The organism is Bacillus sp. FJAT-27445 (assembly GCF_001510665.1).
Classification (GTDB): Bacteria; Bacillota; Bacilli; order Bacillales; family Cytobacillaceae; genus Bacillus_D.
The window spans coordinates 537,702-564,430 of the sequence record NZ_LMTI01000002.1; the positions used below are offsets into that span (position 1 = coordinate 537,702).

A 26,729-nucleotide genomic window follows, 5' to 3' on the forward strand; every position below is an offset into this window, starting at 1 on the left:
TAAAGCCTCCCATTTTCAAAAATTGAGTCTATTCCTGCCTCGAAAACTGCTTTAGGAACCGGATATCATTCGTATAGAAATGGCGGATGTCATCAATGCCGTACTTCAGCATCGCAATCCGCTCAGGGCCCATCCCGAAAGCAAATCCAGTATATTTCTTGGAGTCATAACCGGCCATTTCAAGTACATTTGGATGCACCATTCCCGCGCCAAGGATTTCAATCCAGCCAGTTCCCTTGCAGACGCTGCAGCCGGTTCCGCCGCAAATTTTGCAGGAAATGTCCATTTCGACAGATGGTTCAGTGAATGGGAAAAAGCTTGGGCGCAGCCTGATTTCCCGATCGTCTCCGAACATTTTTTTCGCAAACTCGGCTAGGGTTCCCTTCAGGTCGCTCATGCGGATGTTTTCTCCAACAACAAGGCCCTCGATTTGCATGAATTGATGTGAATGGGTCGCATCATCGTTGTCCCGGCGGTACACCTTGCCTGGACAAATGATCCGGATCGGCCCTTTGCCGCCCTGCTTTTCCATCGTCCTTGCCTGGACAGGCGAGGTATGCGTGCGAAGCAGTGTTTCTTCGGTAATATAGAAGGAATCCTGCATATCACGCGCCGGATGTCCTTTTGGCAAGTTGAGTGCTTCAAAGTTATAATAATCCTTTTCAACTTCTGGCCCTTCAGCAATTTGATAGCCCATTCCAATGAACAAATCTTCAATTTCCTCGATGATTTTTGTTAATGGATGGTGGCTGCCCGCCTTAACCGGCCTTCCCGGCAATGTCACATCGATTGTCTCCGATGAAAGACGCTCGTTTACTGCCGCTTCTTCAAGCTGCTGCTGTTTTGCGGAAATTTCCGCTTCAATTGCTTCGCGGACTTCGTTCACAAGTGCACCCATTTTTGGACGCTCCTCCGCGGATAGCTTGCCCATTCCGCGCAATACCTCTGTAATCGGACCTTTTTTGCCGAGATAGGCGACACGGACATCGTTCAATTCCTTCAAGCTTGATGCCTGCGCTACCTTTTCAAGGGCTTCTTTTTGCAATTCAGTCAATCGTTCCTGCATGAAAAAATCCTCCTTTATAATTGCGGCTAAGTGCGATGCCTTTTTTAAAAAAAGCGCCGGGTAACTTAGTGTTGATTTTCCGCTCCATTCAACTTCATACACTTGTCTTTAACCGTACCTGAACAACAAAAAAAGCCCCTCCCAAATAAGGGACGAGGCTTTTGGTTCGCGGTACCACCCTTGTAAACACGGACGCCAGGGCATTCGTGTTCGCTTCATTGAGATAACGGCTTCTGCCGGCGCACCTTTACATCCGTCATCGAATGGTCCCGGTGCCAACTCGGGAGGTGAACTTCGCCTGCTTCCCGCCTAAAAGTGCTTTCAGTCCAGGGCACTTTTTCCCTAAAAGGCTATCCGTCAAGGTACTTTTCTCCGTCATTGTTTTTCAACGTATGAATTTAGTTGCTATTATAGCGTATTTTTTCAGGTGTTTCAAATTCTTTCGGCGGAATTAATTTACGCTAACAAAACTTTGCTGGTTACTGTTCACCACTAGCCCTTATGCGACCGTAAATAATATAAAAGTACTCCAGCCGCAATTGCGACATTCAGCGATTCACTTTTCCCATAGATTGGGACATACAGATTTTCGTTTGTTTTTTCCAAAAGGCCTTTAGCTACCCCATTCCCTTCATTTCCGACAAGGAGGGCGAACCGGCTGGCAGGTGTGACTTCTGTATAATCCCTTGCACCTTCAAGTGCGGTGCCGTAAACGGTTATGCCTTTTTCAACCAGTTTTGGTATCCACTCCTCAAGCTCACCTGAAAAAACCGGGAGATGAAAATGGCTCCCCTGGGCTGAACGAAGGACTTTCGGATTGTAGAGATCGACGCTGCCTGTCCCGGCTATGACCGCGTCAATACCGGCTGCATCGGCAGTCCGAATCATTGTGCCGAGATTTCCAGGATCCTGGACGGCATCTAGCAGCAGGAATGATTGCGCCGATTCCAGTGAGGCCTCATTGAATTGTTGCCTGCAGATGGCCATGATTCCCTGTGGTGTTTCCGTTTCGGACATGTTTTTGAAAATATCCCTTGAAACGACTGTAACTGGAGTATCCTTATAATCTATCCGGGGTGGGATGTCGGTCCCATCAGACACGATCAATTCTGTGACTGTTCCAGGACTTTTTAGGGCTTCTTCAACAAGATGGTAGCCTTCAGCCAAGAAAAGGCCGGTCCGTTCGCGCTCTTTTTTCATCGCTAGTTTCTTCCATTGTTTTACCTGAGGGTTTTGGGCAGATTGGATATGCTTCACTGCTGGCTCCCCTTTCCTGAATCACTCATTTTCCTATTATAGCTTAACAGGAGTACATATTAAAACCTCAAATAGAAAAAGCTACTACTGAATGAAACTTAAGAAGGAGGATGAAGCAATGGACCTGAATTTGCGCGCGGCTGTTATCCATAACATTGCCGAAAATACCCAGCAGGAGCTTGAGGACACAATTGTCGATGCCATCCAGAATGGCGAAGAAAAAATGCTTCCGGGGCTTGGCGTTTTATTTGAAATCATCTGGAACAATTCTTCGGAGGATGAAAAGAAGGAAATGCTTCAGGCACTCGAAGGCGGATTAAAGAAATAATCCGCTCAAAAACAAGCTCCCCGTGACAGCAGTCCGGGGAGCTTCATCTTTATCCTAAATTAATTTTTTCAACAGCTTCCTTGTCAAGGCGCTTGATCACTTCAACAATCAGCTTGACTGTGTTTTCATAGTCATCACGGTGCAGCATTGCCGCATGCGAATGGATGTAACGTGTAGCAATTGTAATTGCCAAAGAAGGCACGCCATTATGCGACAAATGAATCGCTCCCGCATCTGTGCCGCCACCAGGAACTGTATCGAACTGATACGGAATGTTCAGCTCATCTGCAGTATCGGTAATGAAATCGCGCAATCCCTTATGGGAAACCATTGATGCGTCATAAAGGATGATTTGCGGGCCATCGCCCATTTTACCGAGAGCTTCCTTTTCCGTCACTCCCGGAGTATCGCCTGCAATGCCGACGTCGACACCGAAGCCGATATCAGGCTCGATTTTCGCTGCTGCAGTCCTGGCGCCGCGGAGGCCAACTTCCTCCTGGATGGTGCCTACACCATAAACTACGTTTGGATGCTCCTCGCCTTGTAATTGCTTTAGGACATCAATCGCGATTGCACAGCCAATCCGGTTATCCCATGCCTTTGCCAACAGCATTTTTTCATTTTTCATGACGGTGAATTCGAAGTAAGGAACAATCATATCACCCGGACGGACTCCCCACTCGGAAGCTTCGTCCCTGCTGGTTGCGCCGATATCAATAAACATATCCTTAATTTCAACAGGCTTTTTCCTTGCCTCGGCTGTCAGGATATGTGGAGGCTTCGAACCGATTACGCCAGTGACATCACCTTTACGGGTAACAACTGTGACACGCTGGGCAAGCATGACCTGGTTCCACCAGCCGCCTACCGGCTGAAAGCGGATAAACCCTTTATCATCGATTTGTGTTACCATGAAGCCGACTTCATCGAGATGGCCAGCGACCATAATTTTCGGGCCGCCTTCCTTACCGGTTTTTTTTGCAATCAGGCTGCCGAGGCCATCAGTCATTACTTCATCGGCGAAAGGAGTAATATACTCTTTCATGACTTCGCGGACTTCCCGCTCATTGCCCGGAATTCCTTTTGCATCCGTTAACGCTTTAAGCATTTGCAATGTTTCATCCAATTGTTGTGCCATTCCATTGACTCCCCTCTTTTTTAAGAAATATTCATGCCTGTTTCCCGCATATCAACGGGGAAAATCTACTGCTGTGTATTCCTCATTGCCCGTCCATTATACAAAAAGCAAAGATGTTTGTAAAAATTTTCTGTGAATAAGCATTTTAATCTTACATAGTTTACTTTAAAATCGTCACTACTATGCCTTTTCTGGCTATCGGGAGTTAAACGCAATTATTCCCGTTCCCCTATATCCCTAAAGGAAAGCATCTCCATTGGGACAAGGGAAAGAGTTGCAGCCTGAAAAAGAAATAGAGTAAAGGGAAAACATTTCAGAATACAGGGTTTACCTTATGGTTTCCTTTCAACTTCTTGTTGAATACACATACATAAAGAGAAGTGTGTATGTAGGGAGCAGGGTAAAAATGGCCTCAATCGTTTTCATAGAAACATACCGGAATGGTTCCTGTATGGAGGGAATCCTTGCTGCAAAAAAGCTTGGATATGATATTCATTTAATTACCGCAAAGAAACGGTATCTTGGATCAGGATTTCCCGAAGTAAATCAAGTACATTTTGTATCCATTCTTGGCGAGAAAACCATTAATGAAAAACTAAATGAAATTAAAAAGGAGATGAATATTGCGTCTATAATTAGCTTCATTGATCCATTTGTTTCCTTAGCGGCTAAGTTGAATCGTATCCATTGTGGAACAAATTTAAGTGTTGATGCACTAAGGATTATGGAAGATAAAATCATCTCCAGAGACTTTCTTCGCCACCTTCCATACACTCCCTCATACCAAATACACAATCACGCGATTCCCCTGAAAAATTTATTGGCCCAATTGAATGGTAATTATCCTGTAGTCCTTAAAAAGCCTTCCTCTCAAGGTTCAAGGGATGTGTATTTGATTCGTTCCGAAACCCAGTTGAAGAACCGCCTTCTGTTTTTAAAAAGTAAAAACCCAAAAGGGGATTGGCTTATCGAAGAATACCTTGATGGTCCTCAATACATCGTTGAAACCATTGTGCACAACAGGGAGATTCATATTGCTGCCATTATTGAACAGGAAATTACCAAACAATTAAAATTCATTGTAACGGGATACAGCCTATCACCTGTGATGGATAGAACCATTATCGAAGGAATTTCAGAAGCAACTGATACAATCCTTAAAGAACTGGATCTGGAAAACGGGAATTGCCATCTGGAGATCCGGTGCGTAAACGGAAAATGGAAACTAATAGAATTGAATCCGCGCATATCGGGAGGGGCAATCAATACATTGATTAAACATGCCTACGGATTTAATTATGCTGAACAAATTTTAAACCTATACATGGGGAAAAAGCCGGTTTTGGAACGGAAACACGAACAAAGTGTTTTTGCCCACTTTTTCACAGTCAATTGTGTAGGCAGATTGCTGAATATAACAGGATTACAGGAAGCGCGAAAAAGCAGAGAAATTGTTGACATGTATATAAAACCAAAAAAAGGACAGATCCTATCTCCCCCGCTTTCCATGGGCCATAGATATGGATATGTCATAGCCAAAGGAGCCACCAAAGAGGATGCCAGGTTAAATGCGTTACTGGCTTCTAGTAAAGTGGTATTTGAATTGGCCCCTCTTGAAAGGGAAGCGAGGTGAGGAAAATGAATGATATTTTGAACAGACGAATGGAATGCTTTGGGGATTTATTGGTAGTGATGCTGAAAGAAAACAAACCTATTTGCTTATACACGGAATGCGGGAATCCTTTCAAAGTTTTCACCTGCTTTTCCATGTATTGTGTGGATACTCCTGTATTTATAGTGAAGAAGATAGATAAGAAAAAGGGTTGCATCGTGTTATCGCCTTTAGTTCCAGTCGATATAGAAGGTTGCCCGGTGGACTTTTGTCCAGACTTATACTCCCTTGAAGAGACTAATGCATTCTTCACTTTCCAGACGGACTGCATTTGCGGAATAATAGGGCTGCCATCTGACCTCGTAAATCGGTATTTGCCGCCAATCCATCCAAAATGTTAACGGGCTCTATAATTGAGAGCCCTTTTTAACAGAATTCAGAAATTGGAATGTCATTCGGCCATCAGCTGACGAATACTCCGGAATGAATTTCTCATTGATTTTTTTATTAATACGAGCGTGCTTGTGTCCATCTTCTTTGCCAACATCTCGACTAAATGCCCTTCATCATCGAGGATGGTGATTTCTTTCGGGTTCATTCCAAGGTCAAGCGCCCTTGCTGCAATGTATTTCGATTCATGGCCTATCGTAATCAGCTGATCAATTTTATATTTAATGATTAAATCGCCAATTTTTCTATGCTCACTCTCCGATATGGCGCCAAGCTCCTCAATATCCCCCAGTACCGCGATTGTTTTTTTTCCTCCCGAAATAGATGACAGGACTTCAAGTGCTGATTCAATTGATTTTGAATTTGTATTCCAAGTATCATCAATAATTGTACTTCCGTTGATGCCTTTTTTTAGTTGTAGGTGGCTCTTGACCGGACTAAATTTCTCTAGCCTCTTTGCAGCATCCCTTAGTTCTATTCCCAGGGAGACAGCAACAGCAAGGGCAGCAAGAGCATTATATACATTATGGATGCCTAGTCCATTAATTTTACATACAGCAAATCCGTTATGGCCGTGCACATAAAATTTCATGCCGCCTTCTTCATATTTTATATGGCTTGCCCTGATCTCAGCCTCTTTATTTAGCCCAAAGTAAAGTATTTTCCCCTTAAAAGAGCGCAAATCAAGCTTCTGAATAATTTGATCGTCTTTATTGAGGATGAGGATTCCATCTTCTTTATCCAGTACTTTTGCCATCATAGCTTTCTCCTTGATATATGCTTCATGGGTTTTAAATCCTGAAACATGGTCAATGCCTATATTTGTAATAACCCCGATGGATGGGTGGAAATAGTTTGCGAACTGCTCAATGCCTCCCGGAAAGCCTACCCCAACCTCAATGACAGCAGCATCCGTCTTTTCGTCAATCTCCATTAAATATTTAAAATTCCTGAAACGTGAATTCCTGCTTAAAATGGTTTTTACAATGTTCCTATCCACTTCCAAAATCGACGCTACCATTTCTTTCGTAGTTGTCTTGCCGCATGTTCCGGTAATCCCAATCACATCCAGGCTGAATAAGCCGCGGTAATAGGCAATAAATTTATTGTACGCTATTTTTGAATCCTTAACGCTTACAATCGTAAATGAATTTTCAAGGTCTTTAAACAGGTGTGGCCTTTGGGTGACGATCACTGTTGACTTCAATTCCAGATTGTCTTTCACACTTGATTTATGCGGGAAAAAGACGAGTGTATAATTGGTTATCCGGTCAGATTTCCTTGTTGCAATCCTATTAATAAGAGGATCATCCACTGTTTTACTTACAATAGTCCCATCAATGATATCAATGATTTCACTTAAAAGAAGATGTTTCATACATTCACACTCACTTGTAAAATCAATTTTTTCCAGGAGCACTTAAGGGCTTTAAATGAAACTTCATTTCTCCCGAAGCTTCTTTGGCAATCTCCTTTGCAATGGAAGCTTCATGGGATGTTGCAATGACATACGCATATCTGTATCCCATGCTGCTAGGCGGGTTTAAAATAGCCCCCCTCCTAGGGATGACAAATACTTTTTTCACTCCAGGATAATTTGACGCCCTTTTTTTTCCCGTGACTTTTAGCAACTCTCCCCTTTCCCCGACGGTTAGGAACTGAGCATACACATATTGTCTGCATGTGAAATCACTTTGAGGTTCAATCCCCAAATACAGGTTTATCGTCTCTTTCGCAAGGTCAACCCCGCAGCCTTTCTGGATAATTTGATTCATGGCAAAGCCCGACATTCTCGGATTTATTTCAATAAGTTTCCATTCCCCATTTGTTAATCTCATTTCCAAATGGCAAGTTCCTGTCTCAAGGCCTAAATGGTTGATAATACTTTCGACTGTTTCTTCCAATTTTCCCCTTGCCTCAGGCCTTAAGACCGCGGGAAAGGCATAGCCAGTCACAACAAAGTTGTCATTCAGCTCTTGCTCAATAACACCTGCAATGGTGATTTTCCCTTTAAAGACGAGGATCTCCACTATATATTGGGTTCCGTCCACAAATTCTTCTATTAGGATAGGGGGGTTATGTTTTTTTAGTAAGAAATCGAGGCCTTTGTAAAAGCTGTTCTCCGAATCAACGAAAAAAATATCCTTTGATCCATTAGAAACGGGTGGCTTTATCACTAGTGGAAAGTGTGATTGGCAGTCCTGAAAACAATGTTCCAATGATTGTTCTCCAGTATAGACCATAAAGAAGGGGTTTGATGGATGGGCGGCAAGCACCTTCCTAAAACGGGTTTTGTCTTCCATTGTAAATAGCGCTTCGGTAGATGCATGTGAAAGACCCATCATTTCGGATAATTTAGCTGCCAAATGAACATAGGGATCAACTAAACTGATACAGAGCCGTATGCTTTCCCCACTTTCCTGTAGAGTTAAACACTTGCTCAATAAGTTTTCGAAACTCATATTTTTGACGTATATCATTTCATCCACATCAGGAAATTCATCCCTCTGGGTTAAATATCTTTCTATAGGAGTAAATAAAATTGTATTGAACCCCAGCTTTTTAGCTGCCTTTATTCCGTCCCTGCTGCTGCCTGATTTTCTAGTGCCTACGAAAACAATTACTTCCATAGCAATTCACTCCCTTAGTTATCCATTTGCTCCTATCTGTAAATACCTTTATATAGTATTCAGGAGAGTGTATTTTGGTATTTTAAAGGATGAAAATAGGTGCTTTTTATGATTATTCAGCGCTTAAAGTTAAAAAAGAGCCAAAAAAAGAGAGGCTCCCTCAATGGGAATCTCTCTCGTCGTTTAAACGAGTGGATGTTTGTGTAGGATGGTCGCAAAGGCAGATGATTTGTAAAAATTTTCTGCTAATAATCATTCTGCTGCCGTTCATAATTCACTTCGTTTTTCATGCAGTAGGCTTCTTCAATATCAGCTCCGGTAAAGCCTAGGAGGTTCGCGAGATGCATATAGGAGTCGAACATCCTTCTATACTCTGATTCAGCCCGGTTTTTTCGGAATGCGGAAATGTCATCGAAAACCTTAATAAATTGTTTCGTAGCGTTAGCTTCTCCATTTTTCGTAAACGTGATACTCCCAGTAAACCCTGCTTCTATCCCAAGCGACAGGATGAAATGGATTCCATCGACGAATTCCTCCAGGATAGTTTCTCTAGGGGAAGATGGTTTTTTGCTCCAGAATTTAAAACAACGGGTCTCATTGGCCAACTCCCCTACTTCAACTAACAGGGCAAGGACCTTCTGGTCGAACAAATCTTGATCTTCCAGACCATGATTCTCTTTGATATGGGCGTCAAGAGCCCTTTGCATTTCAAATAATTTTTCCAGTTGCATTACGTCCTCCTTGTTGTCTTTGAGAATGTGGGAACCTTTTACCTTTTGGTTCGTATGTATAGAATACAGCGTTAGAAAGATCGGAACCCGTCCACTTAAACTTGCAAACCGGCTTCTACCCTTTGAAAAATCGGAGCGAACTGATTCCAATGCCAGGAGGGCGTTAATATGGTTACGCTATTGCGTCTAACAGGTCTAGCTTTACTTACCTATTTTACTTACAAGATTGGTAAATTCATTTTCAGCAATCCGAGGAAGCTGGAGGCTGCGAGAGCCCAGAAACGTTTCCTCCTTCTTGACGATAAGGGCGATCCCCGGAAAAATTTTCTCCTTACATACAAAGGGGCTGTTTTTGAAGGCGCAAAATACCTCGGAATTACGGGAGAAAGTTTCGGTGTAATCTCTATTTCTTTATGGCCCAGGGATGCGGCAATGCTAAGGGGCATGGAGCATTCTGATTTTCTATTCATCCAAAATGAATTGGCGAAATCCTATCCCCATTCGTCCATTGAGTGGAATGGCTCTATTAAGGAGCATCTCCGCCAACTCTTATCCTCATAATCCTTGAAAAAAAGCTACATACAGAATCAGCCCGAAATCGAGGCAAGCCAAAAGAGGAAGGCCGTATTTGAAGGCCGGGTGCTTTGTCTTATGCCTGAAATAACTCATGCCTAAAGCCGCCCCTGGAGCCCCTCCAGCAAGCGCCGACAGCCAAAGGGTCCGTTCACTGATCCTGAATTGGCCGTTCTTTGCCCTTTTTTTATCAATCCCCATCATTGCAAAAGCCAGTACGTTCACAATGAATAGATAGACAGTAACCCCTACGTCCATGCTTCATCCCCCTAAAACGGCTAATCCGAATACATTCAAATTTTACTAAACAGTTTTCAAAGATACCATCCACATTAATAGTATATAGCAGAAAAGCCATTCCCTCTTCAGGAAATGGCTTTTACATTATTCTTATTTATCGTATTGCTGCTTTGCAACGTTTGCAAGTTCAGCAAATGCTTGAGCATCGCTAACTGCAAGCTCAGCAAGCATTTTGCGGTTTACTTCGATACCTGCAAGCTTAAGGCCATGCATTAAACGGCTGTAGGATAGGCCGTTCATGCGAGCTGCAGCATTGATACGGGTAATCCAAAGTTTACGGAAGTCGCGCTTCTTTTGGCGACGGTCACGGTATGCGTACATCAGGGATTTCATAACCTGCTGGTTTGCAACTTTGTATAATGTATGTTTTGAACCATAATAACCTTTTGCTAATTTAAGAACTTTTTTACGACGCTTGCGCGTAACAGTACCGCCTTTTACACGTGGCATGTATTTTCCCTCCTATATGAATCGATCGCTCGATATTACTTAAGATTGTCCAACATTTGACGAATGCGTTTGAAGTCACCTTTAGAAACCATTGCTGATTTACGAAGCTTGCGCTTTGCTTTAGTAGACTTGTTCGCGAACAAGTGGCTTGTATAAGCGTGGCCACGCTTCAGTTTACCAGATCCGGTCTTTTTAAAACGCTTGGCAGCGCCGCGGTGAGTTTTCATTTTTGGCATTGGGATGTCCTCCTTGTTACTTTTCGTTTTTAGGTGCTAAAACCAGGAACATGCTCCGGCCATCCATCTTTGGATGGGATTCAATCGTCGCAACGTCCTTGCACGCTTCAGAAAAACGGTCCAGAACACGCTGGCCGATTTCTTTATGGGTGATCGCACGGCCCTTGAAGCGGATTGAAGCTTTTACTTTATCTCCTTTTTCAAGGAACTTGATCGCATTGCGAAGCTTTGTGTTGAAGTCATGCTCATCAATGGTCGGGCTGAGGCGTACCTCTTTTGTTGTAATGATTTTCTGGTTTTTGCGCGCCTCTTTGTCTTTCTTTTGCTGCTCGAATTTGAACTTGCCGTAATCCATTATCCGGGCTACCGGCGGCTTTGCATTTGGTGCGACCAGTACCAAATCAAGATTTACACGGCCTGCAATTTCCAGGGCTTCAAATTTCGTTTTAATTCCAAGCTGCTCGCCGTTCTGGTCAATCAGGCGAACCTCCCGGGCGCGAATTCCTTCGTTCAACAACAACATGTCTTTGCTAATAGTTAGCCACCTCCAGGTTTTAATAACGAATACGTTGTCCGGGGCAAAGGGCTTCCAGCTCTAGGCCGGACAGGTTTTTTTGCAATAAAAAAAGTGCGGATGAAGACACCCACACTTTTACGAACAGAAAAAGGTTTAAACTAAACCATTCACGTAAAACCTGCCAACAGCTAGAGCGTCAGCCAGGTGAGAAGCGGGTGCTTCTTCTTACCCAATTTTTCGTATTCAATTCTACCTTCGTAACTATATCACACACCACCAGGGGTGTCAAACATGTTGTTTTGATGGCAACGATATGTATTTTACCAGATAGCTCAACAAAATTCAACATTGTTTTTCAATAAACAGCGAAAAACTTTTTCCAAATAAATCCGCAATTACCACCTATTCTGTGTTTTTAAGCCTGTTTTAAAGGGAAAACCCTCCATACGCCCCGCTTTAAGGGCAGTGAAAAAAACATCCAGGAGGCTGATCGATATGGTTAAAAGAGTTGTTGGAGTATACAACACAGAAGAAGAGTTAATTGAAGCGGTTGACCGTTATCAAGCTGAAGGCAATACGCTGAACAACCTGTCTGTATTCGGAAATACGAGCGGCTCCATGTCCCATTTAGGAAATTTGACAGGTCTTCGGGAAGAAACACTGCATGAAGATGGCGTGGATAGGGACAAGGGGTTTTTCGCAAGCCTTGCATCTGCTTTTGAAGGGCCAGATGAAACAGGAGAAACTTCATATTATGATCGCCTTGTCCGACTTGGCCTTAGGGAAAACGAAGCACGCGAGTATGCGGGTGATTTGGAAACGGGACGAATCATCCTATTTGAGGATACTGATCAATCCGGCCAGTTTGCAGACGGGCAAACGAGGTTTACGGATTGGGACAAAAATGTCACCGGAAATTCTCTTAACACGCTTGACTCCGACAGGCTTGATGACGAGGATGAACGTACGTTAAAGCTTCGTGAAGAGCAGCTCGACGTCCAGAAGGATCGCGTTCAGACCGGGGAAGTGAGGGTTCACAAAGACGTAGTCGAGGAACGGGAGTCTGTCAATGTCCCTGTATCCCGCGAAGAGGTCTACGTTGAACGGCGCCAAGTCGATGGTCTCGAAGCCGATGCCGGGGAAATTGGCGATGATGAAACAATCCGCGTGCCAATCGTGGAGGAAAAAGTAGAAGTTACAAAAAGGCCTGTCGTAACGGAAGAACTCGTAATCGGCAAAAAGGAAGTCCAGTCAACCGAGAGGGTTGTCGAAAATGTTAAGCGTGAAGAGGCGCACATCGAATCAGAGGGTGAAACTGATTTTGATGAAAATAGAAACAGGTTCGACAAAGACCGGAACGAAAGATTCTAAACAAATAAAACAGCTGCCGGGGTTTCGGCAGCTGTTTATTTTTTATCGCTTAACGTCTTCTGTCAGGACAGAGGCAAAGTTTTCAAAAGGCATCGTTTCAGACTTCTGTTCTCCGTATTTACGGACATTCACTGCGCCTTCCTCAACTTCTTTATCTCCCACAACAAGCATGTACGGTATTTTTTGCATCTGGGCTTCACGGATTTTATAACCGATTTTTTCATCGCGGTTATCGAGTTCAACCCGGAATCCTTCCTGCTGCAGCTGCTCCTGGACCTTGCGCGCATATTCGTAATGGGCAGACGGCGATACAGGGATGACCTGGACCTGTACAGGCGCAAGCCATGCAGGGAATGCTCCTTTGTATTCCTCGATCAGAAACGCCACAAAACGTTCCATAGTGGACACAACGCCGCGATGGATGACAACCGGGCGATGAGGCTTCCCGTCTTCGCCTACATAGGTAAGGTCAAATCTCTCCGGAAGCAAGAAATCAAGCTGGACAGTCGAAAGAGTTTCGTCTTTACCAAGTGCAGTCTTAACCTGGACATCAAGCTTAGGGCCATAGAAAGCGGCTTCGCCATCAGCCTCAAAATAATCAAGGCCAAGCTCGTCCATTGTTTCCTTCAGCATTGCCTGCGCCTTTTCCCACATTTCATCGTCATCAAAATATTTTTCAGTGTTTTCAGGATCACGATAAGAAAGCCTAAAGGAATAGTCAGTGATGTCAAAATCCTTATAAACATCAAGAACCAAATTGACTACCCGCTTGAATTCATCTTTAATCTGGTCAGGACGGACAAAAATATGGGCGTCATTCAATGTCATTCCGCGCACCCGCTGCAAACCGGAAAGAGCACCGGACATCTCATAACGATGCATCAGCCCGAGCTCCGCAATCCGGATTGGCAGCTCACGGTAGCTGTGCTTCGAATTCTTATACACCATCATATGGTGCGGGCAGTTCATCGGCCGAAGAACGAGCTGTTCATTGTCCATTTCCATAACCGGGAACATATCTTCCTGGTAATGATCCCAGTGGCCAGAGGTCTTGTACAGGTCAACACTTCCCATGACAGGTGTGTAGACGTGATCATATCCAAGCCTTGTTTCCTTATCAACGATATAGCGCTCGATGATCCGGCGGATAGTCGCGCCTTTTGGGAGCCAGACTGGCAGGCCTTGGCCGACCTTTTGCGAGTTTGTAAACAGGTTTAGCTCCTTGCCGATTTTCCTATGGTCACGCTCCTTCGCTTCTTCCAGCAGGCGGAGATGTTCGGCAAGGTCCTCTTTTTTGAAAAATGCAGTACCGTAAATGCGCTGGAGCATTTTATTGTCGCTGTCGCCGCGCCAGTAAGCACCGGCAATGCTAAGCAGCTTGAATTCCTTTATTTTCCCTGTTGAAGGGACATGGACTCCACGGCAAAGGTCAGAAAAATCTCCTTGGTCATAGATTGTGACGGTTTCATCGGCAGGAATCGCTTCAATGAGCTCAAGCTTATATTCGTCGCCAATTTTCTTAAAGAAGGCAACCGCTTCATCACGGGTAACCTCCCGGCGGACAACATCCAGGTTCTCATTTACAATCTTGGCCATTTCCTTTTCGATGACAGGCAGGTCTTCCGGAGTGAGTGACTCCTCCAAATCGAGATCATAATAAAATCCGCCATCAATGACCGGCCCAACGCCAAATTTTGCGCCTGGGTATAATCTCTTGATTGCCTGTGCCATCAGGTGGGCTGTACTGTGGCGAAGCACCTCAACTGCATCAGGGGAATCCTGGGTAACAATCTCAATTGATGCATCTTCCTCAATTGGCCTGCGCAGATCATACATTTTCCCATTCACTTTTCCGGCAATCGCCTTCTTTTTAAGCCCTGGGCTAATGGATGAAGCAATATCTTCTGTTGATGTGCCTTTCGCGAATTCTTTCACATTTCCGTCAGGGAACGTAATTTTTAATTCTGCCATGTCTTTTTCCTCCTTCTATTGATAGCCAGGCGACAATCCGCCTGTTGATTGTTATAAAAAAACAAAAAAGCCCGCCCCTGGAAAAGGGACGAGCTGTTACACACGTGGTTCCACCCAATTTTTCATTTAAACAGGCAAAAATGCCCATTTGAAAAAATGACTTTGATCAGATAACGGCTGTGGCCGCCAGCAATTACTCATTTCCATTTTCACGGCTGGAGTTTAAAGGGGGTAAGCAATCCTCTCGTGCTGGGAAGTTTCCACCTTTCCTTCCCTCTCTGTGAGCCGTAAAGAGACGCCCATGTCCTTATCATTACTTTTGCTTCGATAGTAGCTATGTACGTTATTATAAGTATTTGCCGTCAAAAAATCAAGTGGACTTGTTTTTTTCTTCCTTCTTCCTTAAATGCAGGCATGCCCCGGAAAATCCGCCGGTTTATGGAGCTCGACTCTTTCCTCGAAAATATTCAATATTGTCCGAATGAGTGGAACTTCCGGTTCCTCCGCATACAGATGGATTGCCGCCGGGGCAATCGACAGAAGAGGGGCGATTGAGTAGGAATCCACATAAACAGGGTGGTTAATTAATAGCTTTCTGTCAATCATTTTTACCAGTTCAGCTCTCCTTATTTCCACGAGTTTTTCATCATAAAAGGTGATTTCCTCACCGGCAAGCACATGGAGGAGCTCCATCCTTGCCGGCCTGCCCTGGACAAACTCCCTTAGTGATTCAATGAATATAAGGTATTCCTGTTCCATCTTGTATTCGTCGATAGAAAGCGCCGCGACTTCTTCCATATAGTCAAAAAAAGGGCGCAGCCTGAATTTTACAAAGGAGTCAAACGAAAAAGCGGTGCCTTCCCTTAACATCTGCCCAATTGACTCCTTGACATAACCCTCCGCGCCATTTTGCCCGAGGAAAACGGATAATTCCCTTCTGTCCCCCTCAAGGATGGAGTGCATAATATCAATGATTTGCTGTTGCTCGGCCTGGTCACTAAAATAATAGGTTTCTTGTAATAATGTCCTGAACCACTCGTCCCATTTGGCTCCGGTAATATATTCCCAGAATGCCAGTTTCATATTATTGAATGAATCCCCTGTAAGGGACCCATATATAATTTTTATGCAATGGCTGTCTTCTATTAACTGAATGTCCGAACGATGCCCTGCCTCTTTTAGATACTTTTGCACGTGTGTATAAAAGCTCCTGGCATCATGCCCGTTCTCAAAGGTCATTTCTCCCAACCATACCCCTCCTTGTCCCCTTGAATCCTATAATCATATATATGGGGGACAATCAGGGATTAGAAGTCCCGCAGCCCTTTTGATGCCTTTCAAACAAATAAAAGAAGCTGCCGGAATGGCAGCTTCTTGTTGAGGAGTATTCTTTTTACTGACGGCGGTTCGGGCCATCAAGCATAATCGGATCACTCAGATATTTGATTCTCTCCATAATCCGGCGCGCCTTCACTTTTTCCTCTTCCCCACGCTGGCTGTAGGTTAAATGATGTTCCAACTGCTTAAAGTTGAAATTAGAAGAAAAGAAGGTAGGCAGGTTTTCAAGCATTCGGAACTGGAGGATCGGGCCGAGAACTTCATCCCTCGTCCAGCTTGACATCGCCTCGGCTCCAATATCATCAAGCATTAAAATCGGCTCTTTTTTCAGGGCATCTATCTTTTCGTTTAGGGTATGATCACCTATCGCACTCTTCATTTCCCGAAGCAACTCGGGTACATAGACAATCATCGATGATATTTTCTTTTTCGCAAGCTCTCCGGCAACGGCTCCAAGCATAAACGATTTCCCAACGCCAAATTCACCGTACAGATAAAGGCCTTTAGGCTTATTTCCTGCCAGATAATTCATGACGAATGCAGCGGCTTTTTCCGCCGCATCCAGCCTGCCAGGAGTACCCTCAAGTTCAAGGGTTGAAAAGGATGCTTGCAGGATTTCACGCGGAACATGCAGGCTTCTAATTAGCTTTTCATTCTTCCGTCTTTCATCCTCCATTACCTTGCGCGGGCATCTGTCGTATTCGACATCAATCGAATTGCGCTGCAAGACCAACTCAGGATGGTACCCAGGCATAAGGTTTTTGCATTCACCGAGGCTCGGGCAGCCCTCGCACCGTTTGCTCTGATTGATGAATTCAAACAGCTTGACCATGCTTTTTTCAACCATGCTGTCCGTAACCGAATCCTTGTTGGCTTGAAGAAACGACCTGACATCCTGATCAGCCATGATATCACTTTTCATTTGTTCATACCGCTTCATGAAGTTTTCATTGGAGGCAAGCCGTTTCAATGTCTGGTTAATCCGCTCCATCTAATCTCCTCCTTTCTAGTCCCGGAACGCTTTCAGCATTTCTTCCACTTCTTTTTTCCTTGCTGCTATTTCTTCCGGGTTTTCTGTTTTCCCATTACTTTCAGGAGTGCTATCCTTATCAAACCAGTCTGGCAGCATTTCCGTACGGATAGTCTTCTTTTTTGGCTGCCGTTTTGCAGTCTGGCCTTTCGATTCGGCTGACTGCCATTCATTTGTTTTTTCATGCTCCTGGCGAGAGTATGCGATTGCTTCCCGGACAGTTTTTATTTGTTTTCTAGCCCATTGGCTTGCAATTTTCTCCACATAGCCCTTGGTCATTTTCATATCGGTTTTTGACATTGCCAGCCAAATCAGAACATTGACTACCCCTGGTAAAAGTTGCTGCTTAAGCATAACCTCTTCAATCAATTTCAGGTCAGTGCCCGCTGGCTCGGCTCCTCCAGAAAGATCCTTCAGCACCTGTAGAGGGGAAGCTGTTTCAAAATACCTTGCAAGCTTCTCATCCTGGGTCTTCGGTTCCTCCAACTGTTCCCTGTTGGCCAGTGGCTGGACGCGTTCGACCAAGCTCGGCAGCTTGTCGTAATGTTCAAACTGATACCAATCCCTTGCTGCTTTCCGTAGCTCCTCAATGTCGATTTCATCCTTTTCATTTACGGCGCGAAGGACGATATTCTTCATTTGAAGAGCGTCAATCGTGTAAAGGTATGCCAGGTTGCTTATGGCATCCTTTACTTTCGGGGTAAGAGCCTTTTTGGGCAGCATGGACTCGCCAAGCCCTGATACGAGGAGTTCAAAATTAAACGTTTGATGGGGAAGCTGTATCGACTGCGATGAATTACGGCCGATAAACTGCTGTCCTTTTTCGGCATCAAGTTCTTCTGAATGATCCTGTAAATATTGAAGAGTGTTGGATGGCGCCGAAACAAAAACGTCCTGAAAAGGCTTGGTTACCTCCTCATATCCTTCCCGATCCCATGTAGTGCGATCACTAAAGAAGCGTTTCAGCCGGGAAAAATGGTTTTTCCCAATTTTTCTATAAAGGTAGACATTGAGCATCCCATCCACAAAAAATTGTTCCGGGCTAAGCGGAGGCTGCAATTCATAAATAAACGAACGGATATCGCCCTCGTTTTTCACATGCGTTTTTAAAAGGCCAATCCCTTCCAATTTAAGCCTTGCCTCATAAATACTTTTCAGGTTCAGTCCACAAAGGTTCATCAAAAAATGATGGGAGGATGCCTCTGACCAAAGACGGTTTTCCTCAAGCTCTCCCCACAGGGTCATATACACACTGAAGCAATCAGGCCCAATAAGGGGCTGATAGAGAAAGGACAGTATTTTTCTATCATACTCATGGAGCAGCCCGTTCGAGGAGACTATGTATCTGTCAACCGGGACTAGCTCCTGCCAGTGCTGAGCCATATACTTAACCTCTCTTCCATTTGTAGAAAAACCAGGCATCCGCTCCTGTTTAGCGAATGCCTGATCGATTGGCATATGTCATGGAGTGCCCCCCACGTGCCTTTAACTCTTTTCTTTTTTTATTAATTCCTTCAGTTCTTCTATAAATACATTAATATCCTTAAACTGGCGATAAACGGAAGCAAAGCGGACATAGGCCACCTCATCGACTAACGCAAGCCTGTCCATCACCATTTCACCAATTACTTCACTGTTGATTTCCGATGTTCCCTGGCTGCGCAATTCCTTCTCTACTTCATTCGTAATATCTTCAAGCTGTTTAAGGGCGACTGGACGCTTTTCGCATGCCTTTATCAACCCTCGCAATATTTTATCGCGGCTGAATTCCTCGCGGGTACCTTCTTTTTTTACGACAATCAGCGGAATTTCTTCTACCTTCTCAAATGTTGTGAAACGGTAGCTGCATTCCTCGCATTCACGCCTTCTCCTTGTGGAACGCCCTTCATCGACAGGCCTTGAATCAAGTACTCGAGTACCGCTATTTTGGCAGGCTGGGCATTTCATTTGATTCACTCCAATTTTACCGGCAATCCTCATTTTCATACCGGATTGAAATCATACTCCGACAACTTAATCTTATAGAAAAGAAGCTTTTAACACAAGGTTTATTCACTGTTTTTCCCGGAGCCAATATACGCATGCGATTTGTCCAAGATCTGATAAAGATCAAGCGGAACCTTCCTAAGCTTTTTGTAATTCCCCAAAATGGCGGGGCGTTCTGTTGAAAGATGGAAGTCAATGGCAGTTTCAAATGGCCGTACATTGACCGCTGTCGCAATCAGGAAGCAGGGAAATGGTTCGGAAAGCTCACAAGCAATTTCCCCGCGTTCTTTCGAGGAATCCACAATCCTGCAGCCTTGCAGATTTTTTAATATTCCTTCAAGGGTTGAAAATAACTGGTCTTTGCCTGCACGGTAATAATGTGTACGCAGCCCGCTGTCCGGGTGCCTTTCGCTTGTTCCACAAACATTCGAAAAACGCTGTATAAAATTCTTAAGCACGATACTTTCCCCCACCGCTTATTTTTCCTGCCCAATGATTCTTGGAGCAGGATTGTCATTCATTATAAACAAGTGTACACCATTTTCGGAAAATATAAAAAGAGGCGCTATCACGCCTCTCTGGATTCGCTAAGTATAAAATTAAAGTGCTTTAACCTGTTTTACCTGGACAGGGCCCATGCCGCGTGGCAGTTCAATATTCTCGCGTGTCTGTGCATTTAACGCTTCGGCTATATAGTCAGCCGCGACATTTGGATTCAAATCGCCGCACGTATAAACGTCAATGCTTGCATAACCATGTTCAGGAAAGCTGTGAATTGTCAGGTGGGATTCGGAAATAATGACTACTCCGCTCACTCCCTGTGGCGCAAATTTGTGAAATGCCACTTCCCGGATTTCGGCTCCTGATTTTAGAGCAGCTTCTACAAAAGTTCTTTCAATAAAATCCATGTTATTCAGCTTTTCAAAGTCGCATCCCCACAGTTCAGAGATCACGTGTCGTCCCATAGTTTCCATATTAAATTATCCCCCTCTTACGTTTTCGCTTCATTCCTGAAACCATACAATTGACGATAACCGGTAATTACCACGGGGGAAAGTTAGTCCTAAGAGGTCCTAACCCTTTAAGTAATTAATTGTTACCTAATTTCAAGAAGTTCACGATGACTAGTATACGATGATTATATTTATTTTGCAACCTATCAAAATGAAAATTTTCAAAGGAATCATACTAATATCAGTTAGAGAAGGATTTTATCAGTACTAATAATATTTTTAAGGGTTGGAGCGGAGTTTTTTCTTGGGTTATTTCATTAAAAAATGCTGCCAGCCGGCAGCATTTTTCTGTTTCTTAGAAACTATAAAATAGAACATTGTGGAGAACTCGAAATAAGTTTTTGTAATCCAGCTCCACCAGAATAAGCTTCGGAAGCATAGGCTTCGCACGAAGAAAAAGCGTTAGCTTTTTTCGAGGAGCGCCTAGCCCCTCGAGGTCTTAAGCCGGTTCCCTCCGGAGGGCAGGCCCGTCCTCGGAAATGCTCGCATTTCCTTCGTGCGTGGGCGGATTCAGGGATGCCAATCAATGTCCTGCGGGCCCCGTCTTAATCTGGTCGGGGCTGACCACTAAGGAAAGCTCCTCAGAATAATCATCGCAGGGACAGGCGTTTTTTGCCTGTCACGAAGGTGCTTGCGCATTTTGTTCTTATCCTACTTTCATTTCAGATTGCGCGGCTATTTGCTTCGCAACATACAGGGCAAGATCGACTACCCGCGAGGAATATCCCCATTCATTGTCATACCAGGCTAGGACCTTTACCTTCCTGCTTCCCATTACCATTGTGGACAAGCCATCCATGATTGCAGAATGGGAATTTGTGTTGAAATCGACTGAAACTAGCGGCTCGTCCGTAAAGTCGATAATGCCTTTCATTTCTCCCCTTGCCGCTTCTTTGAATGCAGCATTAATTTCATCGATCGTTACATCCTTCTTCAAATCTACCACAAGGTCAACGAGGGACACATTCGGGGTAGGAACCCTTAGGGACATCCCATGCAGCTTTCCCTTTAGTTGGGGAAGGACCAGTGCAAGCGCTTTCGCGGCGCCGGTAGTTGTCGGGATGATTGATTGGGCGCATGCCCTCGCTCGCCTTAAATCCTCATGGGGATTATCGATATTTTTTTGGTCATTTGTATAAGCATGGACGGTTGTCATCAATCCATTTTCAATTCCGAATTTTTCATCAAGCAGTTTTGCGACAGGAGCAAGGCAATTTGTTGTACATGAAGCATTGGAAATGATATCATGCTCATTGATATTTAATGCGCTTTCATTTACGCCCATAACAATTGTAATATCCTCATCTTTTCCGGGAGCTGTAATGATTACTTTTTTCGCCCCTGCTTCAAGATGGAGGGCAGCTTTTTCCCGGGAATTGAAATTTCCAGTTGCTTCAATTGCGATATCAATATTCAATTCCTTCCACGGCAGCTGTTCGGGATTCCTATTGCTAAGCAGTTTCACGCGCTTTCCGTTTACGATTAGCTCATCTTCAAGCGCTACCACGTCCCCATTGAATGGGCCATGGGTTGTATCATATTTAATCAAATGTGCCAATGTTTCGGCTGGATAGCTTGCATTGACAGCAACCACATCAATATTCTCTTCAAGTATGGCCTTCCTGAAAACCATCCTCCCAATTCTCCCAAAACCATTGATCGCAATTCTCGCCTTCATTATACGGCTCCTTCCACACTGTGTTATACTTATACCTGAAATTCACATAATTAGTATAACATAATACAACTAGTTTGTAATGATTAATGTGTTGATTTTTCCAAAAAAATCAGGCACCCAAAATAATCCGGATGCCTGAACCACCTTTACCTATTCGCCAAATTCCACTCCCCAGCGCCCGAGGATATCGAGCAGCTGCCGCTTTGTTTCTTCAATACTTCCATTATTGTCAATACATGCATCTGCCAGTTCAGCTTTTACTGAAAGGGGCATTTGCGATTGGATTCTCGCCTCTGCCTCTTCCTCACTAAAGGAATTCCTCGCCATGAGCCTGGCTAGCTGAACTTCCTTGTCTACAAAGACAACGAGAGTTTTATCGGCCATGTTGGTCAGCTTGCTTTCAAATAGCAGGGGTATGTCCAGAATGATGGCCGGTGAACCCGCTTTCTTAGCGGCTTCCCTCTTTTCCGCCATCTTTTTGCGTACTTCAGGATGGACAATTCCATTCAATAGCTGCCTTTTCGCTTCATCATGGAAGATGATTGCACCGAGAGCCTTCCTGTCAATTCCCCCTCCCGGCATAAGGATGTCAGATCCAAAGGATTCAATAATCTTCCTGTACGCCGGCTCGCCGGGTTCGACTGCACCGCGAGCTTCGATATCCGCGTCAATTATAGGTATGCCCATTTCCTTGCACATGTTTGCCACAGTACTCTTTCCGCTGGCGATACCGCCTGTCAATCCAATTGTCAATACCATGTCCATTACCCCGATACTTATAATTTCCAAATTCCAATCATTATTAATAACAGGCCTGGAAAGAAGGCAATCTTCTCGAACCAGCGCCATCTGGAAAAATAATAACCGCACTTAATTCCCGCATACACGAATCCGGAACTCATCACAGCTGCTGCCAATGATAGATAAAGAGGAGACAGTCCAAGCATAGACGCTCCGATTCCCGCCCCAAATGAATCTAGGGATAATGCGAGGCCAAGCAGGATGGCTTCTATGCCTGTGATTGTGCCTGAAAGGTCAAAATCAGCCGATAACGGTTTTTTTAATATTTTTATGACCAAGCCAATGGAGCGGATTTCATAATTTACAATAATCCTCTCCGTGTTGGCCTGTTGGGCATCCTTGGCAGGCCGAAAAAATTGGAATAATACCCAGGCTCCGAGCAAAATAAGAATCAATCCCCCGGCGGTTTCCATCAGCCAGGCTGGAAGCCATTTACCCACAAGCAGGCCCGCACTCATAGATGCCAGCATCGAAAACGCTGAACAACTAGCGATAATTAACGCCGATTTCAATGGGAGTGCCATACTTCGCAGCCCATATGTAAAACCGACGCTGAAACTATCCATACTTACGGCAAATGCCAGTAAAAATATCGGGAAATAACCCATAACCAGACTCCTTCCTCCTAAATACTACGATAGTATATGGAAGGGAGTTGTCCTTTGTTAAAAGGCGTATTTCCCTATTTTCCGGCTTTCATTCCTAGACAGTCTACAGTTTCTGGCAATTGGGGCAGAAATGGGTTCCCCTGCCCCCGACAACTCCCTTGGAAAGCGGCGTGCCACAGTTCTTGCATTCTTCCCCTTTACGGCCATAAACCAGCAAATCAAGCTGGAACATGCCCATTTGCCCCTGGGAATTCACATAGGAACGGATTGTGCTTCCACCCTTTTCAACTGCTTCCCCCAATGTTGCCACAATCGCTTCGTATAGTTTTAAAATTTCCGGCCCATCAAGCGAGTTCGCTGGCCTTTCAGGATGGATACCAGCTCTGAAGAGAGCCTCATCGACATAAATATTGCCTAGGCCCACAAGGATATGCTGGTCAAGCAAAGCCGTCTTTACTTTCCGGTTTGTCTTCCCCAGCTTTTCTGCCAAGTGTTCAAATGTGAATTCTTCTGAAAACGGCTCTGGCCCTAAACCGAAAAGGGGCGCCTGTCCGAACTCCGTCCCCTTTAGGAAAAGGTGCATCGTTCCGAATTTCCTTACATCCCGATATCTTAGCTCCGTGCCATCCTCAAAATGGAAGATAGCATGAGTATGTTTATCAGTTGGCTCACCAGACTCATTTAAAGAGTATTTCCCCTCCATTCTCAGATGGGAAACGAGCGCATAGTCTTCTGTATAAAATATTAGGAATTTTCCACGCCTGCCGATATCAAGGAAGCTTTGCCCCTTGAGCGCATCGGTAAATTGGGCTGTATCGTCCGGATTTTTCACCATTTTCGGCCAAAAAATCAAGACATTGCTTATTCTTTTGCCGATAACAAGCTGTTCAAGTGTCCTTCTGACGGTTTCTACCTCAGGCAATTCCGGCATTTCCAGCCCTCCTTTCCACCAACTTGTTTATCCCACTCTTAATGGACAGTAAGCTATTTCGCATCATACCAGGTTGGTCCGTAGGAATAATCGACTTTGAGTGGTACATTGAGCTCAAGTGCATTTTCCATAATTTCAGGAACAAGCTTTTCAAGTACTGCCACTTCTTCTTTTGGGGTTTCAAAGATCAATTCATCATGGACCTGAAGGAGAAGGCGTGATTGAAGCCCTTTGCTTTTAAGGGCATCAGCCATATCAATCATCGCTTTCTTAATAATATCGGCTGCGCTTCCCTGGATAGGCGTATTCATCGCAGTCCTTTCAGCGAAGCTCCTTAAGTTAAAATTCCGGCTGGTGATTTCCGGGATATATCTTCTCCTTTGCATGAGCGTCGTTACAAATCCATTTTGTTTTGCCACCTTGACACTATCCTCCATATAGTCCTGGACCCCTGGATAGCTTTCCAGATACCGCTCGATGAACTGTCCGGCTTCCTTCCTGGTGATGCCAAGGCTTTGGGAAAGGCCAAAATCGCTGATTCCATAAACGATACCGAAATTCACAGCCTTTGCATGGCGCCGCATATTGGAAGTAACTTCTTCGGCCTCGACGTGGAAAACTGCCATCGCCGTCTTTGTATGGATATCTTCATCCTCCCTGAAAGCTTCAATCAGCTTTTCATCATTGGCAATATGGGCAAGTACCCTTAACTCAATTTGGGAATAGTCCGCGGCAAAAATAACCCAGCCTTCTTCGGAAGGTATGAACGCCTGGCGGATTTTCCGTCCTTCTTCAAGGCGGATCGGAATGTTCTGCAGGTTTGGATCTGTTGAACTTAGCCTTCCTGTTGCTGTCAGCGCCTGATTAAAGCGGGTATGGACTTTGTCCGTTTTTGGGTCGACAACCTTTAGGAGCCCTTCAATATAGGTGGACTGCAATTTTCCAAGCTGCCGGTAATCAAGGATCAGGCGGATGATTTCATGGTCCCCAGACAGTTTCTCCAATACATCGGCGGATGTGGAATAGCCAGTCTTCGTTTTTTTGCCTGAAGCTAGGCCAAGCTTCTCGAATAAAATTATGCCAAGCTGTTTTGGAGAATTGATATTGAACTTTTCCCCGGCCATTTCATGAATTTTCTCTTCTATAATTTCCAGTTTATCGTGTAATTCACTGCCCATCGCCTTTAATCGGGCAAGATCAACTTTTATCCCTGTTGACTCCATGTCAGCAAGAACTAGCGTCAAAGGCATTTCAAGCTCAGTAAAAAGTCCGTACTGGCTGTTTTCACGCAAATCTTTTTCCAATAACGGCTGAAGCTCGCCAATCGAGATGGCCTTCCTGACAAGATGGGCGGCCAGCTCTGGCTCATCCGGAACCTTCCTTTTTGCACCCCTACCGTAAAATACATCATCTGCCTGGACGTTCCTGATTTTATATTTCTTTTCAATCGTAGAAAGATCATCAATATTCGCGGAAGCGTCGATAATGTAGGAAGCGATGAACACATCGAAAATGACACCCTTTAAATGAATGCCGCGTCGCCTTAACGCCACCTCTGTAGCCTTGGCATCATAGACAATTTTTTTCTTTGTCTCGTCTTCGGCCCATTTTTTAAAAGCGGGGGACCCGAGGGCTGTTGTTACTGGCAAGTAAAAACTTCCCTTTTCGCTCGCAGCCGCAAGACCGATGATGTCGGCATAATGATAGTTATCTTCAAGAATTTCCACGTAGAAGGCTGTCTCGCTGCCAAACAGTCCATCGGTAATTTCTATGGGTATTTCGAAATCGACTTCGCCGAGCTCGGCTTCGCTGCTATCTTCACCGGCATCTTCCCCGAGCTTGTCAAGAAGGGAGTTGAACCCTAGCTCTTTGAAAATGGAAATAAGCTTTTCATAGTCGAATCCTTCATAGGACATATCGCCAAGGTTAACCTCTACTGGCGCCTCCCTTGTGATTGTCGCCAATTCCTTGCTCATGATAGCCTGGTCTTTGAATTCCTGAAGTTTTTCCTTCAGTTTTTGTCCGCTCACCTTTTCGATGGACTGAAGGAGGTTCTCTAGTGTTTCAAACTCCTTTAAAAGCTTGATGGCGGTCTTCTCACCGACACCGGGAACCCCCGGGATGTTATCCGAGGCATCTCCCATCAGACCCTTCATGTCGATAATCTGCCATGGCTCAAGGCCATACTTTTCCTTTATATGCCCGGGTGTATACTCTTCAATATCAGTAATGCCCTTCCTTGTAATCCCAACTGTTGTTTTATCAGATGAGAGCTGGGTAAGGTCCTTGTCCCCAGATATGACCCTTACCTCAAATCCTTCCTTTTCAGCAGCCAGCGAAAGAGTCCCGATAATATCATCGGCTTCATAATTTTCAAGCTCGTACCTCGGAATCTGGTATGCGTCCAATAATTCGCGGATAAACGGGAATTGTTCGGATAGCTCTGGCGGTGTTTTTTGCCTTCCACCCTTGTACTCACTGAATGTTTTATGGCGGAATGTTGTTTTTCCCGCATCGAATGCAACAAGCATATGGGTTGGCTTTTCATCCTCGAGTATCCGCATGAGCATCATTGTAAATCCGTAGATGGCATTCGTATGGACGCCCTTATCATTATTAAGGAGCGGCAAGGCAAAGAAAGCACGGTAGGCAATGCTGTTTCCATCAATTAAAACAAGCTTCTTTTTTTCCACTACTATTCCTCCTGTTCCTTT

General features: G+C 44.5%; 27 protein-coding genes and 1 other annotated feature. Of the genes, 5 read left to right on the top strand and 22 right to left on the bottom strand.

Annotation, left to right across the window (positions count from 1 at the left end; translation table 11 throughout):
• Window positions 1-28: 28 nt before the first annotated feature.
• Both pheS and AR337_RS07325 read right to left on the bottom strand, forming a co-directional pair.
• The gene (gene pheS / locus AR337_RS07320) at window positions 29-1,066 is read right to left on the bottom strand and encodes a phenylalanine--tRNA ligase subunit alpha (RefSeq protein ID WP_059171587.1); all 1,038 of its coding nucleotides are present in this window, start codon (window positions 1,064-1,066) and stop codon (window positions 29-31) included.
• Window positions 1,067-1,558: 492 nt separating this feature from the next.
• Complete coding sequence (locus AR337_RS07325) at window positions 1,559-2,323, bottom strand: RNA methyltransferase (RefSeq protein WP_059171351.1); 765 nt, start codon at window positions 2,321-2,323, stop codon at window positions 1,559-1,561.
• 118 nt (window positions 2,324-2,441) lie between these two features.
• Here AR337_RS07325 and sspI point away from each other — a divergent pair, with 118 nt between their 5' ends.
• A complete protein-coding gene (gene sspI, locus AR337_RS07330) occupies window positions 2,442-2,651 on the top strand; it encodes a small acid-soluble spore protein SspI (RefSeq protein WP_059171352.1) in 210 nt (69 codons plus the stop codon).
• 49 nt (window positions 2,652-2,700) lie between these two features.
• On the opposite strand, the gene AR337_RS07335 is transcribed toward sspI, so the two are convergent.
• The gene (locus AR337_RS07335; RefSeq protein WP_059171353.1) at window positions 2,701-3,789 is read right to left on the bottom strand and encodes a M42 family metallopeptidase; all 1,089 of its coding nucleotides are present in this window, start codon (window positions 3,787-3,789) and stop codon (window positions 2,701-2,703) included.
• A 406-nt stretch (window positions 3,790-4,195) separates the two neighbouring features.
• Here AR337_RS07335 and AR337_RS07340 point away from each other — a divergent pair, with 406 nt between their 5' ends.
• A complete protein-coding gene (locus AR337_RS07340; protein WP_059171354.1) occupies window positions 4,196-5,422 on the top strand; it encodes an ATP-grasp domain-containing protein in 1,227 nt (408 codons plus the stop codon).
• A 59-nt stretch (window positions 5,423-5,481) separates the two neighbouring features.
• Window positions 5,482-5,802 carry a CotY/CotZ family spore coat protein gene (locus tag AR337_RS24030; protein ID WP_367576252.1) on the top strand — a complete coding sequence of 107 codons (321 nt, stop codon included), beginning with the start codon at window positions 5,482-5,484 and terminating at the stop codon, window positions 5,800-5,802.
• Window positions 5,803-5,852: 50 nt separating this feature from the next.
• On the opposite strand, the gene AR337_RS07350 is transcribed toward AR337_RS24030, so the two are convergent.
• The 3 genes from AR337_RS07350 to AR337_RS07360 all read right to left on the bottom strand — a co-directional run bounded on the left by AR337_RS07350 (window position 5,853) and on the right by AR337_RS07360 (window position 9,212).
• Window positions 5,853-7,229, bottom strand: a complete 1,377-nt coding sequence (locus AR337_RS07350; RefSeq protein WP_156424337.1) for a Mur ligase family protein — start codon at window positions 7,227-7,229, stop codon at window positions 5,853-5,855.
• A 22-nt stretch (window positions 7,230-7,251) separates the two neighbouring features.
• On the bottom strand, window positions 7,252-8,481 hold the full coding sequence (locus tag AR337_RS07355) for an ATP-grasp domain-containing protein (protein WP_059171357.1): 1,230 nt from the start codon (window positions 8,479-8,481) through the stop codon (window positions 7,252-7,254).
• 245 nt (window positions 8,482-8,726) lie between these two features.
• Window positions 8,727-9,212, bottom strand: a complete 486-nt coding sequence (locus AR337_RS07360) for a dUTP diphosphatase (protein WP_059171358.1) — start codon at window positions 9,210-9,212, stop codon at window positions 8,727-8,729.
• Window positions 9,213-9,380: 168 nt separating this feature from the next.
• Between AR337_RS07360 and AR337_RS07365 the strand changes: the two genes are divergently transcribed.
• Complete coding sequence (locus AR337_RS07365; protein WP_059171359.1) at window positions 9,381-9,773, top strand: hypothetical protein; 393 nt, start codon at window positions 9,381-9,383, stop codon at window positions 9,771-9,773.
• Here AR337_RS07365 and AR337_RS07370 read toward each other — a convergent pair.
• The 4 genes from AR337_RS07370 to infC form a co-directional block, all read right to left on the bottom strand.
• The gene (locus AR337_RS07370; protein ID WP_059171360.1) at window positions 9,768-10,043 is read right to left on the bottom strand and encodes a DUF1294 domain-containing protein; all 276 of its coding nucleotides are present in this window, start codon (window positions 10,041-10,043) and stop codon (window positions 9,768-9,770) included. The two genes, AR337_RS07365 and AR337_RS07370, sit on opposite strands and share 6 nt — an antisense overlap.
• Window positions 10,044-10,175: 132 nt before the next feature.
• Window positions 10,176-10,535: a 50S ribosomal protein L20 gene (rplT, locus tag AR337_RS07375; RefSeq protein WP_059171361.1), complete on the bottom strand. Its 360-nt coding sequence runs from the start codon at window positions 10,533-10,535 to the stop codon at window positions 10,176-10,178.
• Window positions 10,536-10,570: 35 nt separating this feature from the next.
• Window positions 10,571-10,771: a 50S ribosomal protein L35 gene (gene rpmI / locus AR337_RS07380; protein WP_059171362.1), complete on the bottom strand. Its 201-nt coding sequence runs from the start codon at window positions 10,769-10,771 to the stop codon at window positions 10,571-10,573.
• A gap of 16 nt (window positions 10,772-10,787) precedes the next feature.
• Window positions 10,788-11,294, bottom strand: a complete 507-nt coding sequence (infC, locus tag AR337_RS07385) for a translation initiation factor IF-3 (protein WP_172797519.1) — start codon at window positions 11,292-11,294, stop codon at window positions 10,788-10,790.
• A gap of 93 nt (window positions 11,295-11,387) precedes the next feature.
• Window positions 11,388-11,521 (bottom strand) — a sequence feature (ribosomal protein L20 leader region).
• Window positions 11,522-11,783: 262 nt separating this feature from the next.
• Between infC and AR337_RS07390 the strand changes: the two genes are divergently transcribed.
• Window positions 11,784-12,659 carry a YsnF/AvaK domain-containing protein gene (locus AR337_RS07390; protein ID WP_059171363.1) on the top strand — a complete coding sequence of 292 codons (876 nt, stop codon included), beginning with the start codon at window positions 11,784-11,786 and terminating at the stop codon, window positions 12,657-12,659.
• Window positions 12,660-12,701: 42 nt separating this feature from the next.
• Here the strand turns inward: AR337_RS07390 and thrS are convergent, their stop codons facing one another.
• From thrS to polA, 12 genes are all read right to left on the bottom strand, one after another.
• Window positions 12,702-14,630 (bottom strand): threonine--tRNA ligase, encoded by a 1,929-nt coding sequence (gene thrS, locus AR337_RS07395; RefSeq protein WP_059171364.1) that lies wholly within the window; start codon window positions 14,628-14,630, stop codon window positions 12,702-12,704.
• A 402-nt stretch (window positions 14,631-15,032) separates the two neighbouring features.
• Window positions 15,033-15,869 (bottom strand): sporulation protein YtxC, encoded by an 837-nt coding sequence (gene ytxC / locus AR337_RS07400; RefSeq protein ID WP_253701573.1) that lies wholly within the window; start codon window positions 15,867-15,869, stop codon window positions 15,033-15,035.
• A 154-nt stretch (window positions 15,870-16,023) separates the two neighbouring features.
• The gene (gene dnaI, locus AR337_RS07405; protein ID WP_059171366.1) at window positions 16,024-16,959 is read right to left on the bottom strand and encodes a primosomal protein DnaI; all 936 of its coding nucleotides are present in this window, start codon (window positions 16,957-16,959) and stop codon (window positions 16,024-16,026) included.
• 15 nt (window positions 16,960-16,974) lie between these two features.
• Entirely contained in the window at window positions 16,975-18,381 is a 1,407-nt protein-coding gene (locus AR337_RS07410; protein ID WP_059171589.1) for a replication initiation and membrane attachment family protein, read from the bottom strand.
• 102 nt (window positions 18,382-18,483) lie between these two features.
• The gene (nrdR, locus tag AR337_RS07415; RefSeq protein ID WP_059171367.1) at window positions 18,484-18,945 is read right to left on the bottom strand and encodes a transcriptional regulator NrdR; all 462 of its coding nucleotides are present in this window, start codon (window positions 18,943-18,945) and stop codon (window positions 18,484-18,486) included.
• A gap of 101 nt (window positions 18,946-19,046) precedes the next feature.
• A complete protein-coding gene (locus tag AR337_RS07420) occupies window positions 19,047-19,442 on the bottom strand; it encodes a hypothetical protein (protein WP_059171368.1) in 396 nt (131 codons plus the stop codon).
• 141 nt (window positions 19,443-19,583) lie between these two features.
• Window positions 19,584-19,958: an adenosylmethionine decarboxylase gene (gene speD / locus AR337_RS07425; RefSeq protein WP_059171369.1), complete on the bottom strand. Its 375-nt coding sequence runs from the start codon at window positions 19,956-19,958 to the stop codon at window positions 19,584-19,586.
• 685 nt (window positions 19,959-20,643) lie between these two features.
• The gene (locus AR337_RS07430; RefSeq protein WP_059171370.1) at window positions 20,644-21,675 is read right to left on the bottom strand and encodes a glyceraldehyde-3-phosphate dehydrogenase; all 1,032 of its coding nucleotides are present in this window, start codon (window positions 21,673-21,675) and stop codon (window positions 20,644-20,646) included.
• 150 nt (window positions 21,676-21,825) lie between these two features.
• Complete coding sequence (coaE, locus tag AR337_RS07435; RefSeq protein ID WP_059171371.1) at window positions 21,826-22,434, bottom strand: dephospho-CoA kinase; 609 nt, start codon at window positions 22,432-22,434, stop codon at window positions 21,826-21,828.
• 17 nt (window positions 22,435-22,451) lie between these two features.
• Window positions 22,452-23,084 (bottom strand): sporulation membrane protein YtaF, encoded by a 633-nt coding sequence (gene ytaF, locus AR337_RS07440; RefSeq protein WP_059171372.1) that lies wholly within the window; start codon window positions 23,082-23,084, stop codon window positions 22,452-22,454.
• A gap of 103 nt (window positions 23,085-23,187) precedes the next feature.
• On the bottom strand, window positions 23,188-24,015 hold the full coding sequence (gene mutM, locus AR337_RS07445) for a DNA-formamidopyrimidine glycosylase (protein WP_059171373.1): 828 nt from the start codon (window positions 24,013-24,015) through the stop codon (window positions 23,188-23,190).
• A 53-nt stretch (window positions 24,016-24,068) separates the two neighbouring features.
• Window positions 24,069-26,708: a DNA polymerase I gene (gene polA, locus AR337_RS07450; protein ID WP_059171374.1), complete on the bottom strand. Its 2,640-nt coding sequence runs from the start codon at window positions 26,706-26,708 to the stop codon at window positions 24,069-24,071.
• Between the last annotated feature and the right edge of the window lie 21 nt (window positions 26,709-26,729).

Bases quoted from the DNA above. Each gene is read 5' to 3' on its own strand.
- pheS (WP_059171587.1), bottom strand. From the start codon at position 1,066: ATGCAGGAACGATTGACTGAATTGCAAAAAGAAGCCCTTGAAAAGGTA.
- sspI (WP_059171352.1), top strand. From the start codon at position 2,442: ATGGACCTGAATTTGCGCGCGGCTGTTATCCATAACATTGCCGAAAAT.
- AR337_RS07335 (WP_059171353.1), bottom strand. From the start codon at position 3,789: ATGGCACAACAATTGGATGAAACATTGCAAATGCTTAAAGCGTTAACG.
- AR337_RS07340 (WP_059171354.1), top strand. From the start codon at position 4,196: ATGGCCTCAATCGTTTTCATAGAAACATACCGGAATGGTTCCTGTATG.
- AR337_RS24030 (WP_367576252.1), top strand. From the start codon at position 5,482: ATGCTGAAAGAAAACAAACCTATTTGCTTATACACGGAATGCGGGAAT.
- AR337_RS07350 (WP_156424337.1), bottom strand. From the start codon at position 7,229: ATGAAACATCTTCTTTTAAGTGAAATCATTGATATCATTGATGGGACT.
- AR337_RS07355 (WP_059171357.1), bottom strand. From the start codon at position 8,481: ATGGAAGTAATTGTTTTCGTAGGCACTAGAAAATCAGGCAGCAGCAGG.
- AR337_RS07360 (WP_059171358.1), bottom strand. From the start codon at position 9,212: ATGCAACTGGAAAAATTATTTGAAATGCAAAGGGCTCTTGACGCCCAT.
- AR337_RS07365 (WP_059171359.1), top strand. From the start codon at position 9,381: ATGGTTACGCTATTGCGTCTAACAGGTCTAGCTTTACTTACCTATTTT.
- AR337_RS07370 (WP_059171360.1), bottom strand. From the start codon at position 10,043: ATGGACGTAGGGGTTACTGTCTATCTATTCATTGTGAACGTACTGGCT.
- rplT (WP_059171361.1), bottom strand. From the start codon at position 10,535: ATGCCACGTGTAAAAGGCGGTACTGTTACGCGCAAGCGTCGTAAAAAA.
- rpmI (WP_059171362.1), bottom strand. From the start codon at position 10,771: ATGCCAAAAATGAAAACTCACCGCGGCGCTGCCAAGCGTTTTAAAAAG.
- infC (WP_172797519.1), bottom strand. From the start codon at position 11,294: ATGTTGTTGTTGAACGAAGGAATTCGCGCCCGGGAGGTTCGCCTGATT.
- AR337_RS07390 (WP_059171363.1), top strand. From the start codon at position 11,784: ATGGTTAAAAGAGTTGTTGGAGTATACAACACAGAAGAAGAGTTAATT.
- thrS (WP_059171364.1), bottom strand. From the start codon at position 14,630: ATGGCAGAATTAAAAATTACGTTCCCTGACGGAAATGTGAAAGAATTC.
- ytxC (WP_253701573.1), bottom strand. From the start codon at position 15,869: ATGACCTTTGAGAACGGGCATGATGCCAGGAGCTTTTATACACACGTG.
- dnaI (WP_059171366.1), bottom strand. From the start codon at position 16,959: ATGGAGCGGATTAACCAGACATTGAAACGGCTTGCCTCCAATGAAAAC.
- AR337_RS07410 (WP_059171589.1), bottom strand. From the start codon at position 18,381: ATGGCTCAGCACTGGCAGGAGCTAGTCCCGGTTGACAGATACATAGTC.
- nrdR (WP_059171367.1), bottom strand. From the start codon at position 18,945: ATGAAATGCCCAGCCTGCCAAAATAGCGGTACTCGAGTACTTGATTCA.
- speD (WP_059171369.1), bottom strand. From the start codon at position 19,958: ATGGAAACTATGGGACGACACGTGATCTCTGAACTGTGGGGATGCGAC.
- AR337_RS07430 (WP_059171370.1), bottom strand. From the start codon at position 21,675: ATGAAGGCGAGAATTGCGATCAATGGTTTTGGGAGAATTGGGAGGATG.
- coaE (WP_059171371.1), bottom strand. From the start codon at position 22,434: ATGGTATTGACAATTGGATTGACAGGCGGTATCGCCAGCGGAAAGAGT.
- ytaF (WP_059171372.1), bottom strand. From the start codon at position 23,084: ATGGGTTATTTCCCGATATTTTTACTGGCATTTGCCGTAAGTATGGAT.
- mutM (WP_059171373.1), bottom strand. From the start codon at position 24,015: ATGCCGGAATTGCCTGAGGTAGAAACCGTCAGAAGGACACTTGAACAG.